Genomic DNA, 13,825 nt, shown 5'->3' on the forward strand with positions numbered 1-13,825 from the left:
AAGATTATGCAAATACCTCTGTTTCCACTAGATGTTTATCTATTACCAGGCGGGGTCAGCAAATTAAGGATCTTTGAACCTCGTTATATCAAACTGGTAAAAATTGCAGCAACAAACAAATATGGATTCGGTTTGTGCATGTCAATAGATAATACGATCTGCCACTTTGGCACACGCGTAGTTATCACTGATTTTGATTCATTGCCAGACGGTGTCTTGAGTATCACAATTCAAGCCGTTGAGTTATTTCTTATTGATGATCATTGGCGTGATGAAGATGGCCTTTATTTGGGCAGAATATCTTCTGTTCCTAATTGGCAAAGTACTGATATTAACTATACCGATGTTGAGATAGCTAACAGCCTTAAAGTGCTTTTCCAAGAGCATCCAGATCATGCAAGCTATTACCCTACCCCTAATTTTGAAGACATGACTTGGGTATGTCAGCGCTGGCTCGAAATTTTACCCTTAGAAGTCAACCAAAAGCAGTGGTTCATGAGCCGAAACGACCATACTGCCGCCTTATCTTTTTTACACACTGTAATTGATGATAATTTGCAAAAAAATGATCCATAACTAAATTAATGACGTATCACTATGTAACCATTCACTATTTATATCAATACACATTGAGATTATGTCTATTATTACATACCCTAATTCTCAATCTAGTCATCATTATAGGTTGAGAACACCAACAATGAATGAGATCAGTATTGAGCAACAAAAACAATTACTCGTTAGTGTAGCAACAGACCGTGACAAGACGGCCTTTGCCGCTATATTTTCTCATTTTGCGCCTAAGATCCGCTCCTATGGTTTAAAACACCTCAAGCAAGAAGCGAATGCGATGGAGCTCGTTCAAGAAACAATGCTTACTGTTTGGCGTAAAGCACATCTTTTTCACCCAGAGAAAGGTGCGGTATCAACATGGGTTTACACAATAATGCGTAATCAATGCTTTGATATTTTACGTAAGCGCCAAGCAACAAAAGAAGATAATTACAGTGATGATATTTGGCCTATTTTTGAGCAGAAACTCGTCACAACATCAGAAGACCCAAGTAACGAACAACTCAATGGTGAGCTCGTTACATTAATAGCAACATTACCGAAAAATCAACAAGTTGTAGTGAAAGAAATTTATCTCAATCAGCGTTCACATCAAGAACTTGCTGATCAGCTAGGACTCCCAGTGGGTACCGTAAAATCGAGGTTACGCTTAGGCTTGCAAAAGCTGCGTTTGCATTTGGAGAATGACGATGCCTACTAATAATATATCGTTTATCAAACATCACCCCAGTAAACAATTACTCGAGCAACATATAGAAGGCAAATTACCTCTTTCTATGGCACTGGCTGTAGCGGCACATATTGAACTTTGCCCTCATTGCCAACAATTAGAGGCACAATTAACGCCTCAAATTGCCAATGCTTCTTGGGCACAGTCAAAAGTCGCACAACGTGATTTAGAGCAAGACATAAACGTTGACGCATGTTTTTCTGCCATGCTGAGTGATATTACAGAGAGTAGTGATGACAATACGTCATACCATGAGTCAGAGCCTCTTGCTATTGAATGCAAAGGAATGACATATACCTTACCGAGAGCATTCACTAAATTTCATCAGTTAAACTGGCGCAATTTAGGGAAAATTAGTCGTGCTCGGTTACCCTTTGAAGAAGCTGAAGTAAGATCCAGCTTATTACACATAGGCAAAGGCGGTACGATCCCAACTCATACTCATAAAGGCTACGAACTTACGCTGTTGCTTGCTGGAGATTTTGAAGATGAAAACGGGCACTATGTCGCTGGTGATTTTATCTTACTTGATGAGTCACATTCAGGACACAGCCCAAAAACCTCCGAAGGATGCCTTTGCTACACCGTGTCAAATGCCCCACTTCATTTTACCCAAGGTGTGAGTCAGTTATTTAACAGCATAGGTAAAGTCATCTACTAATACTTATTTAGAGCCTCTTAACTAAAATGCCTGATGGCTAGAAAAACAGTTGAGAGGCTCTAAAACCCCATTCATTTATTGATTTAATGTATTTACAATTTTTTACTTTATTTCGATAATCTATATTTCACCCTACCATTCATTTACAAAATCAAATATAAAAGCAACCTTATTTATAATATAAACAAAATAACATCGTTTTATATTTTAATTCTTATTTAAACATAAAATCGTATTTGTAGTTTAATTACTACAAATACGATTTCATTTGAAAATAAGTCTTATTTTATTTTTTACTAAACTTACCTATTATTCAAAATAAATAGCATCTTTATTAGGTTGGAATCGCAAAATGTTTGTTTCCAATACTCACCTAATCAATTATTAAACACACCCTCAAAAAACACACAACCCATTGATTATAAATAAAAACAAAAACAACCAATGATACATAATTGTCAACTAGCATCACATTTCTTTTATTTTTCATCACCTTTGGGATTAAAAAATAGATAGTCATCATCTATTTCCAACCTAAAATACTCTTCCCACTGTGGTTATACGTTCAGTTATTACGTGTCACTCAGTAAATAATTAAAAATAACAACAAAACAATTTCGTGAAACAACGAAATAACTTAGGTGGGAAATATGTTAAATCTTGCAATATCGGTTATCCCTATTTTGCTTTTAATTTGGATGATGACAAAAAAGAATGCGTTACCATCACATATCGCATTACCAGTGACGGCACTCATCGTTGGTTTTTTACAACTTGTCTATTTTGGTACAGAAAGCCAACTTTTAGCCGCAAACGTCATTTCTGGTGCATTATCCGCGATAACGCCAATATCAATTATTGCAGGTGCTATTTTATTAAACCGTACGTTAAACGTATCTGGTGCTGAAGATGTGATTCGCCAATGGTTAGAAGGCATCAGTAAAAACCAAGTCGGTCAGTTGATGATTATTGGTTGGGCATTCGCTTTTATGATTGAAGGCGCATCAGGGTTTGGTACCCCAGCTGCAATTGCAGCGCCGATATTAGTCGGTCTTGGTTTTAATCCATTACGTGTAGCCATGCTAGCACTGGTTATGAATTCTGTTCCAGTCTCTTTTGGTGCAGTGGGTACACCTACATGGTTTGGTTTAGGCAACTTAGGACTTCCCGATGCAGAATTGCTTGATGTAGGTCGCCTATCAGCAATTATGCATACAGCGGCAGCTGTGGTTATTCCCGTAATTGCGCTTAAGTTTGTTGTTAACTGGCAACAAATAAAACGCAACTTTGTGTTTATCCAACTAAGCATTTGGTCATGTACTATACCTTATGTATGTCTAGCCCAGTGGAACTACGAGTTCCCAGCATTGATCGGTGGCGCAATTGGCTTAACGCTGTCGATTATTTTTGCCCGTTACAATATTGGTTTAGAAAAGCAGACAAATGCTGAAAACGATGAAAAATTAGCAAGATTACCATTTGGTACTGTTTTTAAAGCAATGGCGCCAACACTATTACTTATTGTTATTTTAATCGTAACCCGTATTAAACAACTTGGTCTCAAAGGCCTATTAAATGACGCAACGCCGATGCTACATCTAAATTTAGGTTTTGCTGATTTACACCTTAGCCAAGCGTTAATCATTCAGCTTAGTAATATTTTAGGTACAGATACATCTTGGGCATATAAAACACTCTATGTTCCTGCATTAATTCCGTTTTTTGTTGTAGTGCTTATTTCGATTCCTTTCCTAAAAATGAATAAGCAGCAAACAAAACAAGTATTTAGTGATACCGCATCACGTATTAAAACACCGTTTATCGCCCTAGTAGGCGCGTTAATTATGGTGAAGTTTATGATGATTGGTGGAGAGCACTCACCAATTATGACTACGGGTAATGCCTTTGCTGATCTAATGGGTAAAAACTGGCAATACTGCGCTGCCTATTTAGGTGCGCTTGGTGCTTTTTTCTCAGGCTCCGCAACCGTTTCAAACCTAACCTTTGGGGCAATTCAGCAAAGTATTGCCCACAATGTTGGGTTACCTGAAGCCACTATATTGGCCATGCAATCTGTTGGTGGTGCGATGGGTAATATGGTGTGTATTAACAATATTATTGCGGTATCGACCATTCTTGGTATTGCAAATAAAGAAGGCTACATCATTAAGCGTACAGTGATCCCTATGATTTTGTACGGTGTGATTGCAGCATGTGTCAGCATTTTTATCTAATTGTCCTTACATAACATTAGATAAATGATTGGCTTACTTTCGGGTAAGCCAATCTCAAATATGAACAATCAGGCGGTAAACCGCCACTGGAGCAATAAAATGAAGGTAAACTTTTTTGTCACCTGCCTAGGCGATACAGTAAAAGCTGAAGTTGCCAAAAAAACAGTAGGTTTACTAGAACAACTTGGCTGCGAAGTGATCTTCCCAGAACGTCAAGGTTGTTGTGGTCAGCCTGCATTAAATAGTGGCTACATTGAAAAAAGTAAGCCGGCAATGAAAAGCATGATCCAAGCTTTTGAGATCAATGACTTCCCTATCGTAACACCAGCCGGTTCTTGTGCGGCTGCGGTTAAAAAGTACCCTGAGTATTTAGCAGATGAGCCAGAATGGGCAGAACGCGCGAAAAAAGTCGCTGATCGTCTGTTCGAATTAACACAATTTGTTGTACGTCAGCTAGGTGTTGAAAACGTCGGTGCTCGTCTTGAAGGTAAAGGTGTTTACCACCCTTCTTGTAGCTTGATCCGTAAACTTGGCGTACGTGAAGAACCTCTACTTCTTCTTAGCAACGTTGAAGGCCTTGAGCTTTTACCTATCGAAAACCAAGAAACATGTTGTGGTTTTGGCGGTACATTCTCTGTGAAAATGTCTGAAATCTCCGGTGAGATGGTGACAGAAAAAGTGCGTCACATTAAAGCAGCAGAGCCTGATTTCTTAATCGGCGCTGATATTAGCTGCTTATTAAATATTGGTGGTCGTATTAGCCGTGAAGGTCAACCAATCAAAGTGATGCACATTGTTGATGTGCTGATGAGTCGTTAAGAGGTCATTATTATGTCAATGAAAACAAGCAACCAAAAATTTAAAGATCGTATTCATGTAAAAATGAAAGACGAGTCTATGCGTGCCGCTGTTGCTAATGCACAAGAACGTATGTTCAAAAACCGCGCTGTTGCTGCGGAAAAACTCGGTAACTGGGAAGAGTGGCGCGAAATGGGTATGGATATCCGTAACCATGTGCTTGAAAACCTAGACTACTACCTACAACAACTTAGCGATAATGTTGAAAAGAACGGTGGTCATGTATTCTTTGCAGCAACAGCTGAAGATGCAACTAACTACATCGAAAAGATTATCCAGCAAAAGAATGCGAAAAAAGTTGTTAAGTCTAAATCCATGGTGACCGAAGAAATCGGTATGAACCAAGTGATTCAGCGTAATAACTGTGAAGTAATTGAAACTGACCTTGGCGAATACATTCTTCAAGTCGATGATTGTGATGCGCCATCGCACATCGTTGTACCTGCACTACATAAAAACCGTACTCAAATTCGTGACGTTTTCAATAAAAAACTCGGTTACGAAGGCTCTTCTGATCCAGAAGAAATGACACGTTTTGTTCGTAAACATATTCGTCATGATTTCCTTGAAGCAGAGATCGGTATCACGGGCTGTAACTTTGCTATTGCAGAATCAGGCACCGTCACCCTTGTGACCAATGAAGGTAACGCGCGTCTTGCAACCAGCCTACCGAAAACACATATCGCAGTAATGGGTATGGAGCGTATCGTTCCTACTTTTGAAGAATTCGATATCCTAGCAAGCTTGCTATGTCGTAGTGCTGTTGGTCTGCCTCTAACAGGTTATGTAACAGCACTTACAGGCCCTCGTGAAGACGGTAACTGTGATGGCCCTGAAGAGTTCCACTTAGTGGTTGTTGATAACGGTCGTTCTAAAATTATTGGTTCTCAATTCCGTTCTATCCTACGTTGTATCCGTTGTGCGGCGTGTGTTAACACATGTCCTGCATACCGTCATATTGGTGGTCAATCTTACGGTTCAATCTACTCTGGCCCTATTGGTGCGGTACTTTCACCACTACTTGGCGGCTATGAAGATTTTAAAGACCTACCAAACGCTTGTAGCTTATGTCGTGCTTGTCATGATGTATGTCCTGTTAAGATCCCACTGTCTGATTTGCTGCTTAAACACCGTCAAATCATGGGTGAAGAAAAAATCACAGATTCCATGGAGCGAGCTTCAGTCAGTGGATTTAGCTTTGTGAATGCTCATCCTGCACTATGGGATAAAACCGTTAAGATTGGTGCTATCGTTGCAGGTAAACTGATTAAAAATGGTCAATTACCATTTAAAGTTGGTCTATTAAACGCATGGACTCAAACGCGTGATTTACCAAACCCATCGGGTGAGTCATTCCGCAGTTGGTTTAAAAACAAGAATAAATAATTAAGGAGCTTTCCGTATGTCATCTCAAAATGAGCAACGCATTTATAATCGCGATAGTTTCCTTAACAACATCGCTAAACAACTTGGTCGTGAGCGCATTACTACACCCGTAGAGCGCCCAAACCTAAAATATAACTGTCACAAAGAAGTATTTGCTGATAAATCACAAGATGAATTAAAAGATATCTTGGTAGAATACACGCAGTCTTCTTTAGGCGCTCAAGCCGTTGTGACAACAAAAGCACAGTTAACTGAAGCACTACGTAATGTTTGTTTCAAATACTGCAGCGAAGACGAAACAAACATTGATCCTGTTGGTGAAACCATTTTTACCGCAGATACTCGTCTACTTAACATTATTGACCCGAAAGATTTGAGCGCCGATAAGCATGGTGTTTACATTTGGGATCACTCGGCGGGTTACGAAGCAAACATCACAGTAGCAGAACGTGCAAAAGTCGGTGTTGTCTTCGCTGAACAAGCGTTAGCAGAATCAGGCACAATGGTACTTTACAGCAACCCAGCACAGGGTCGCGCAGTAAGCCTATTACCAGAAGCTTCTGTATTCGTTGTACCTAAAAGCTCAATCGTTGCTCGTTTAACACAAGCAACTGAGATTCTGCATCAAAAAGCCATGAACGGTGAACGTGTACCTTCATGCGTAAACTTTATTTCAGGTCCGAGTTCGACAGCAGATATCGAGCTGATCAAAGTTGTTGGTGTGCATGGGCCCGTCTTTGCCACCTACATCATTATTGATGATATGTAAGCTTACTTATCACCAATAGTGATAGCAAACTAGTAGGATACTAGTGGTTAAGCACATTACGGGAATATGAATAACGCAGTCTTCGGGCTGCGTTTTTTTAACTAGAATTTAATCTTTTTAAGTATATAATCCTTCGCCTATTAGGCTTTAAGTGGGATAAATAATGCCAGCTATCGATGATCTCGTTTTATTCACTCAAGTTATTGAACATGGCTCATTCAGTAAGGTTGCTGAACTCAATAATGTGACTAAATCCGTTGTTAGCAAGCGTATTAGTAAACTTGAAACCGAATTAGGCTTACAACTCATTTACCGCACCACACGAAAGCTTACACTCACTGAACCCGGTGAAGTGCTTTACCATCGTGCTAAAAGTATCAACCATGTTGCTCAAGCTGCTTTTGACTCTGTAAAGGGTTACAGCGAAGCACTCTCTGGTAAAATTCGGATGTCAGTACCGACGATTTCAGGCGAATTGGTGTTAGCAAAAGCCGTGTCTGATTTTTGCCAGAAACATCCAGGTCTTTCGGTTGATATGTCGCTAAACAATCACTTTGTCGATCTCGTTGCTGACAACTACGATCTGGTGATCCGTACCGGTTATCTCGAAGATTCAAGCTTAATCGCTCGTCATATTTTTAATTCGCGCTGGGTAATATGTGCCTCACCCGCTTATATTGAACATTATGGCAAGCCAGAAAAACCTAAAGATCTCAATTGTCATAACTGTCTTGGTTATAACCCTCAAAGTACCGGCCCTTTTGACTGGCAATTTATTAAACAAAATAAAATTTACACTCAAAAAGTCAGCGGAAACTTTTCATCCGACAATGCGATCGCGTTGAAAAAAAATGTACTCGCAGGTAATGGTATCGCTTATCTACCAAATTGCTTAGTTCATGATGAATTAGAGCGCGGTGAGTTAGTTGAATTGCTCTCGACACATGCAGGTAAGGTGGTGGGAATTTATGCTGTCTATCCTTATACCAGAAAGCCCGCTAAACGAATTCAAGCACTGATTGAACATATTCGAGAAAGCTACATGGAAATTAAAGAAAAATTCTAACCCCCATGTAATATCAATCGGTTACATCAAATACAATTAACCATCTACGAGTTTCATCAGTAGATGTCCATCGTATAACGCTTGTTTAACCAGCGCTGCTCCCGGCATCGTTGCTTGAGTATAAAAACAGCTTTCTTCTATTTCTAAGCCATCGAAATAAACAGGTAAGGTTTGCGAGCTAATACACTCCATAATCGCAGGGTAAAGTACCGATTTAGCACGATTAAACTCCCCTCCAATCAAAATACGCTGAGGGTTAAATAGGTTAACCATTATCGCAATGGCTTGCCCTAAATTATGACCTAACTCCACAATAATTTGTCTCGCTAAACTGTCACCTTCTACTGCCGCATCACAAACTGACTCAATCGTTAAAGGCATATGACTCAGCATAGATTCATGCCCAGCTTCAAGCTGCGTTTTCACTTGTTCCAAAATAGCCTGTAAACTCGCAACGGTTTCTAAGCAGCCGTGATTACCGCAAAAACAACGTTTACCAAACGGCTTAATTTGAATATGCCCAAGCTCACCCACATTACCGGTTTTGCCTTGCAGCACATTATCATCAAGGACGATCCCCGCTCCTACGCCATGATGAATCGAAATCAAAATAGAGTTTGAAATACCACGAGAATTACCAAATAACTTTTCAGCTAAAGCCCATGAACGCGTGTCGTTGCCGATAAAAACAGGCAGTCCGGTTTCGTTGTGAATAATTTCACCCAAGGGTAAATTAGACACATTATAATGTGGCATCTGCAATACCATGCCTTCACTGGAATTGACTAACCCCGGTAATGACACAGCAATCGCAGTCATTCTATCTAGTTCGCTGACATGATTGGCAAAGAAAATGTTTATTTCAGCTAATAACTTTTTAACCACATCTTCTTGATGAAGTTCTTCAATATCTTGACGTTCTTCCACTAAAATTTCACCGCCAAGTGCATGTAAAGCAATCGTAAGGTAACCACGACCTAAACGAATAGATAAAAATTGCCACCCTTCATTAGCAGGAACTAGCCCAATAGCAGGTCGTCCACGGCTACTAGGTTCTTGAAATTGCGTTTCTTTAATTAAATGCGCATCAATTAATTCACGGGTGATCTTAGTAATACTTGCGGGGGCAAGTTGACTGCGTTTAGACAATTCAATGCGTGAGATCGGCCCATACAAATCAATTAGTTTATATACGCTGCCGGCATTATTTCTTTTTATATGATCGATATGGCCTGGCTGAGCGACGTACATGTCGATACTCCTGAGAAAAATCAGCTGAAAAACCTTCGGAAGTTAATTTTTTTACTTTGCGAAGTAATTGTGAAGCCTCTTATCGTCAGTACGTGACAAGTATCACTATCAATGACTAAAGACATTGAGTTTCGCTTCTGCGATAATGAAAAAAAGGCTTTTTTGCCTACTATTTTTTTTAATTAGCGGATTTATTTCACGCAGTAACTTTTCTAATAATGACCATGTTTCATTGAAAATAGAATGGTGATAGTCGTGAGAATAAGAGGTTCAACGTGTACAAAATTAACGAAGTATTCGAAACAATTCAGGGTGAAGGTGTATTTACTGGCGTACCTGCAATTTTTGTTCGATTACAAGTCTGCCCTGTTGGCTGCTCATGGTGTGACACCAAACAAACTTGGACGGCAGAGCCACAAGATTTAGTTAGCTTAGACCAGATCATGGCTAAAACTGGGGATTCACCACTTTGGACTAATCTTGACGCTAATGGTGTAGTGCAATTATTACAAGATCAGAAATATACGGCTAAACATGTTGTTATTACAGGCGGTGAACCTTGTATTTACGATCTTCGACCTTTAACTCATGCACTAGAAGATGCAGGCTTTAACTGTCAAATAGAAACCAGTGGTACGTCTGATATCCAAACTAGTGATAATACTTGGGTAACGGTATCACCAAAAATCAACATGAAAGCAAAGCTGCCCGTTTTAGCTTCTTCCCTCGCGCGCGCTAACGAGATCAAGCACCCTGTCGGCACTAGCAAAGACATTGAACAACTTGATGCGCTCATTGATGGCGTTACGCTAAAACCTGATGTCACGATTGCGCTTCAACCTATCAGTCAAAAGCCACGTGCAACAGAGCTATGTATTGAAACTTGTATTCAACGTAACTGGCGTTTATCGATCCAAACACACAAATATCTAGCCATCGCTTAATTGCTCTGTACTTTGCTTGATTTATAAAACACTTATCAAAAAAACCGCTTCGCAGTAATGTTTTACAACGCTAAAGCGAAGTGGTTTCTTGCAAATGACCGATAATTAACCAACTATCACCTCAAATTGCCTATTTCCTTCATCAATTTATCATTTGATTGATATCAATACTTGATGCTTGTCGTAAGAAAGGTAATATTGCTAATACATAAATATCTTTAAGCACGAGATACTTTAATTCCAAAGTCAGTGCCTAAACGGAGAATGATTTAAACATGACTTACGCGCCTGTAACAGACGTATTAAGCGGTAAACTAGCGGTAGACAGTGAAGTTACTGTTCGCGGTTGGGTTCGCTCACGTCGTGATTCCAAAGCTGGGATCTCTTTCCTTGCCATTTATGACGGCTCTTGTTTCGACCCGATTCAGGCCGTGGTCCCTAATGAGTTAAATAATTACCAGGAAGAAGTGCTTAAGCTAACAACTGGTTGCTCTGTTGAGGTTACCGGTACAGTTGTTGCTTCACCTGCTAAAGGTCAAGATTTCGAACTTGCGGCAACAAATGTGAAAGTGGTTGGTTGGGTTGAAGATGCTGATTCTTACCCAATGGCTAAAACTCGTCACTCAATCGAATACTTACGTGAAGTAGCTCACCTTCGTCCACGTACTAATGTAATTGGTGCGGTTGCACGTGTTCGTAACTGCCTATCTCAAGCTATTCACCGTTTCTACCACGAGCAAGGCTTCATTTGGATGTCAGCACCACTTATCACAGCATCTGACTGTGAAGGTGCGGGTGAAATGTTCCGTGTATCAACATTAGATCTTGCTAATGTTCCTATGACAGATGAAGGCAATGTTGACTTTGACAAAGATTTCTTTGGTAAAGAGACATTCCTAACGGTATCTGGTCAGCTAAACGCAGAAGCATATGCTTGTGCACTAAGCAAAGTTTACACTTTCGGCCCAACATTCCGTGCTGAAAACTCAAACACAAGCCGCCACCTAGCTGAATTCTGGATGGTAGAGCCTGAAGTTGCTTTCGCTGAACTTGATGATGTAGCAAAACTTGCTGAAGACATGCTTAAGTACGTGTTCAAAGCTGTACTTGAAGAGCGTCGTGACGATCTTGAGTTCTTTGCATCTCGCATCGACAAAGAAGCAATTACTCGTCTAGAGCAATTTGTAACGTCTGATTTTGCACAAGTTGATTACACTGATGCAATTAAGATCCTACAAGATTCTGGTCGTAAGTTTGAGTTTGATGTTGAGTGGGGCATTGATATGTCTTCTGAGCACGAGCGTTTCCTTGCAGAAGAGCACTTCAAAGCACCTGTAATTGTTAAGAACTACCCGAAAGACATCAAAGCATTCTACATGCGTATGAACGATGATGGTAAAACAGTTGCAGCAATGGACGTACTAGCACCTGGCATCGGTGAAATCATCGGTGGTTCTCAACGTGAAGAGCGCCTAGACATTCTAGATGCACGTATGATTGAGATGGGTCTAGATCCTGAGCACATGGGTTGGTACCGCGATTTACGTCGTTACGGTAGCGTTCCTCATGCAGGTTTCGGTCTAGGTTTCGAGCGTCTAGTATCTTACGTAACAGGTATGGGTAACGTACGTGACGTGATCCCATTCCCACGTACTCCTCGCTCTGCAAACTTCTAATCGTATTTAGTTTAGAATTTCAAAACGCAAAAAGGCTGCCCTATTGGCAGCCTTTCTTTTATCATCTATTTTTCAAGAAATTTACTTAACAATGAAATTAAACGACGTTAATCATTAAAGTCTAACTCACTAAACGGCACAGGCTTTGAGTAATAATAGCCTTGAATATAATCGATTTTATGGGCACGCAAGAAATCAACTTGCTGTTGGGTTTCAACTCCCTCAGCCACAATATCAATACCTAATCGTTTTGCCATCATAATAATAGAGTTGAGTACTTCCACTTTCACATCGTCAACCCCAATAACATCAATAAACATTTTATCGATCTTCACGCCATCTAAGTTAAAGTCCATAAAATAACTAAAACCACCATAACCCGTTCCAGCATCATCCAATTTAATTTGATACCCCTGCCCTTGTAGACTGCGGATATTCGCTTTTGCCATCGCTAGGTTTTTAAAATGCTGGCGCTCGGTAATCTCGAACGAGGCAATAAAATTCGTTTCAGATTTCAACATATCAATAAGCTGATCAATAAATGCTTTATTCTCTATTTGTTGCGCCGTTAAGTTAAAGGCGCAGAATACCTTCCGTTCATATTGATAACGGTATCGTGAAAAGTCTTTTTGTACTTTTTTCACTAAGGTTAATGTGATTTGGTTAATTACTTCTATTTTCTCAGCGACATCAATAAAATATGCTGGCAGTAATAAACTACCATTACTTAATTTCCATCGAACGAGAACTTCTACCCCTTGAAGTGTATCATCAAGAGACATAATAGGTTGATAGTAAGGAATAAATTCATTCTTTTTACAGCCAACTACTAATAACTTTTTTAAGTCATGCCGAGAATGATAATAGTAAATAATACCAGCTGAGATTAAGCATAATAATAAGAAATAAATTAACCAGTAATAATAAATATTTCTCTGATTTAACTTTTCTTGTAAGTATTTATCAACAACAACAACCCCATTGAGATGACCTAAATCAGAACGCATTACGAACCAGGTTGTGGGCTTAAAACTAATATTATCTAAATCATGTTCATAATGAAAAGATAAACACTTATTACAAAAATAGAAAAAAAACTTTGAAAAATCAGATACAGTAATATCAACAAGAAACGTTTGCTGATTAACACTCATTAAAACCGCTGTTTCTTTTTTCTTACTAATTGGAGATATGTAGCGAATATAAGGCGGCTGTTGTGCTTCAATAATTGGAAAATCAATGAGTCCGTTCGAAGTGCATAATTTATCAGATCCTAATTTTACACCAATATAACGAATGTCATGACTATCATATTCTAACTCTCTTAATTGCATTTGATCTAACTGACTACAATCTGATACTTTTTTTAATTTTTCGATTTTTTGTCTTTCAAACCAATAATCTGTATCTAATTTTTTACCATAATCTTTTATATCAGAAGCAATTGTTGAATAGGCAATAAGGTAAGATAGCCAAGATGCAGAAATCTTTGCGAATCCATAACTCATGAAAATAAGAATAAGAATAACAGTCAGTTGTCTTGCTATTTTTACAATAGGATTCAAAAACACCGCTATTACCTTACCAATAAACCACAGATGTGCTTTAATTATACTTAAAATGAATAAAAAAAATTCAATGAATTTCATATATCGTGTTGATAAAATATTCTCATCA

The 13,825-nt window shown here is 39.2% G+C and carries 12 protein-coding genes; 10 read left to right on the forward strand and 2 right to left on the reverse strand.

Going from position 1 to position 13,825, the window contains the following annotated elements:
* Nucleotides 1-6: 6 nt before the first annotated feature.
* The 8 genes from BTO08_RS06850 to BTO08_RS06885 all read left to right on the forward strand — a co-directional run bounded on the left by BTO08_RS06850 (nt 7) and on the right by BTO08_RS06885 (nt 8,277).
* Nucleotides 7-576 (forward strand): LON peptidase substrate-binding domain-containing protein, encoded by a 570-nt coding sequence (locus BTO08_RS06850; protein ID WP_005367267.1) that lies wholly within the window; start codon nt 7-9, stop codon nt 574-576.
* A gap of 124 nt (nt 577-700) precedes the next feature.
* On the forward strand, nt 701-1,273 hold the full coding sequence (locus BTO08_RS06855; RefSeq protein WP_105060424.1) for a sigma-70 family RNA polymerase sigma factor: 573 nt from the start codon (nt 701-703) through the stop codon (nt 1,271-1,273).
* Nucleotides 1,263-1,964 (forward strand): ChrR family anti-sigma-E factor, encoded by a 702-nt coding sequence (locus BTO08_RS06860; RefSeq protein ID WP_105060425.1) that lies wholly within the window; start codon nt 1,263-1,265, stop codon nt 1,962-1,964. The genes BTO08_RS06855 and BTO08_RS06860 overlap by 11 nt, the downstream gene beginning before the upstream one ends.
* 650 nt (nt 1,965-2,614) lie before the next feature.
* Nucleotides 2,615-4,198, forward strand: coding sequence for an L-lactate permease (locus BTO08_RS06865; RefSeq protein WP_105060426.1), 1,584 nt, complete (start codon nt 2,615-2,617; stop codon nt 4,196-4,198).
* A 99-nt stretch (nt 4,199-4,297) separates the two neighbouring features.
* The gene (locus BTO08_RS06870) at nt 4,298-5,017 is read left to right on the forward strand and encodes a (Fe-S)-binding protein (RefSeq protein WP_045083050.1); all 720 of its coding nucleotides are present in this window, start codon (nt 4,298-4,300) and stop codon (nt 5,015-5,017) included.
* Between the two features lie 12 nt (nt 5,018-5,029).
* Nucleotides 5,030-6,442: a LutB/LldF family L-lactate oxidation iron-sulfur protein gene (locus BTO08_RS06875; protein WP_045082967.1), complete on the forward strand. Its 1,413-nt coding sequence runs from the start codon at nt 5,030-5,032 to the stop codon at nt 6,440-6,442.
* A 16-nt stretch (nt 6,443-6,458) separates the two neighbouring features.
* Nucleotides 6,459-7,211 carry a LutC/YkgG family protein gene (locus BTO08_RS06880; RefSeq protein WP_105060427.1) on the forward strand — a complete coding sequence of 251 codons (753 nt, stop codon included), beginning with the start codon at nt 6,459-6,461 and terminating at the stop codon, nt 7,209-7,211.
* Between the two features lie 163 nt (nt 7,212-7,374).
* Entirely contained in the window at nt 7,375-8,277 is a 903-nt protein-coding gene (locus BTO08_RS06885; RefSeq protein WP_105060428.1) for a LysR family transcriptional regulator, read from the forward strand.
* A 36-nt stretch (nt 8,278-8,313) separates the two neighbouring features.
* Here the strand turns inward: BTO08_RS06885 and mlc are convergent, their stop codons facing one another.
* On the reverse strand, nt 8,314-9,528 hold the full coding sequence (mlc, locus tag BTO08_RS06890; RefSeq protein WP_105060429.1) for a sugar metabolism global transcriptional regulator Mlc: 1,215 nt from the start codon (nt 9,526-9,528) through the stop codon (nt 8,314-8,316).
* A 275-nt stretch (nt 9,529-9,803) separates the two neighbouring features.
* Here mlc and queE point away from each other — a divergent pair, with 275 nt between their 5' ends.
* Nucleotides 9,804-10,472 (forward strand): 7-carboxy-7-deazaguanine synthase QueE, encoded by a 669-nt coding sequence (gene queE / locus BTO08_RS06895; RefSeq protein WP_105060430.1) that lies wholly within the window; start codon nt 9,804-9,806, stop codon nt 10,470-10,472.
* Nucleotides 10,473-10,747: 275 nt separating this feature from the next.
* A complete protein-coding gene (asnS, locus tag BTO08_RS06900; RefSeq protein ID WP_105060431.1) occupies nt 10,748-12,148 on the forward strand; it encodes an asparagine--tRNA ligase in 1,401 nt (466 codons plus the stop codon).
* A gap of 107 nt (nt 12,149-12,255) precedes the next feature.
* Here asnS and BTO08_RS06905 read toward each other — a convergent pair whose 3' ends face one another.
* The gene (locus tag BTO08_RS06905; RefSeq protein ID WP_105060432.1) at nt 12,256-13,797 is read right to left on the reverse strand and encodes an EAL domain-containing protein; all 1,542 of its coding nucleotides are present in this window, start codon (nt 13,795-13,797) and stop codon (nt 12,256-12,258) included.
* Nucleotides 13,798-13,825 lie beyond the last annotated feature (28 nt).

Source organism: Photobacterium angustum, assembly GCF_002954615.1.
GTDB classification, from domain to species: domain Bacteria; phylum Pseudomonadota; class Gammaproteobacteria; order Enterobacterales; family Vibrionaceae; genus Photobacterium; species Photobacterium angustum_A.

Coding starts and splice junctions, on each gene's coding strand:
- mlc (WP_105060429.1), bottom strand. CDS start 9,528: ATGTACGTCGCTCAGCCAGGCCATATCGATCATATAAAAAGAAATAAT.
- BTO08_RS06905 (WP_105060432.1), bottom strand. CDS start 13,797: ATGAAATTCATTGAATTTTTTTTATTCATTTTAAGTATAATTAAAGCA.
- BTO08_RS06855 (WP_105060424.1), top strand. CDS start 701: ATGAATGAGATCAGTATTGAGCAACAAAAACAATTACTCGTTAGTGTA.
- BTO08_RS06875 (WP_045082967.1), top strand. CDS start 5,030: ATGTCAATGAAAACAAGCAACCAAAAATTTAAAGATCGTATTCATGTA.
- asnS (WP_105060431.1), top strand. CDS start 10,748: ATGACTTACGCGCCTGTAACAGACGTATTAAGCGGTAAACTAGCGGTA.
- BTO08_RS06885 (WP_105060428.1), top strand. CDS start 7,375: ATGCCAGCTATCGATGATCTCGTTTTATTCACTCAAGTTATTGAACAT.
- BTO08_RS06850 (WP_005367267.1), top strand. CDS start 7: ATGCAAATACCTCTGTTTCCACTAGATGTTTATCTATTACCAGGCGGG.
- BTO08_RS06880 (WP_105060427.1), top strand. CDS start 6,459: ATGTCATCTCAAAATGAGCAACGCATTTATAATCGCGATAGTTTCCTT.
- BTO08_RS06860 (WP_105060425.1), top strand. CDS start 1,263: ATGCCTACTAATAATATATCGTTTATCAAACATCACCCCAGTAAACAA.
- BTO08_RS06870 (WP_045083050.1), top strand. CDS start 4,298: ATGAAGGTAAACTTTTTTGTCACCTGCCTAGGCGATACAGTAAAAGCT.
- BTO08_RS06865 (WP_105060426.1), top strand. CDS start 2,615: ATGTTAAATCTTGCAATATCGGTTATCCCTATTTTGCTTTTAATTTGG.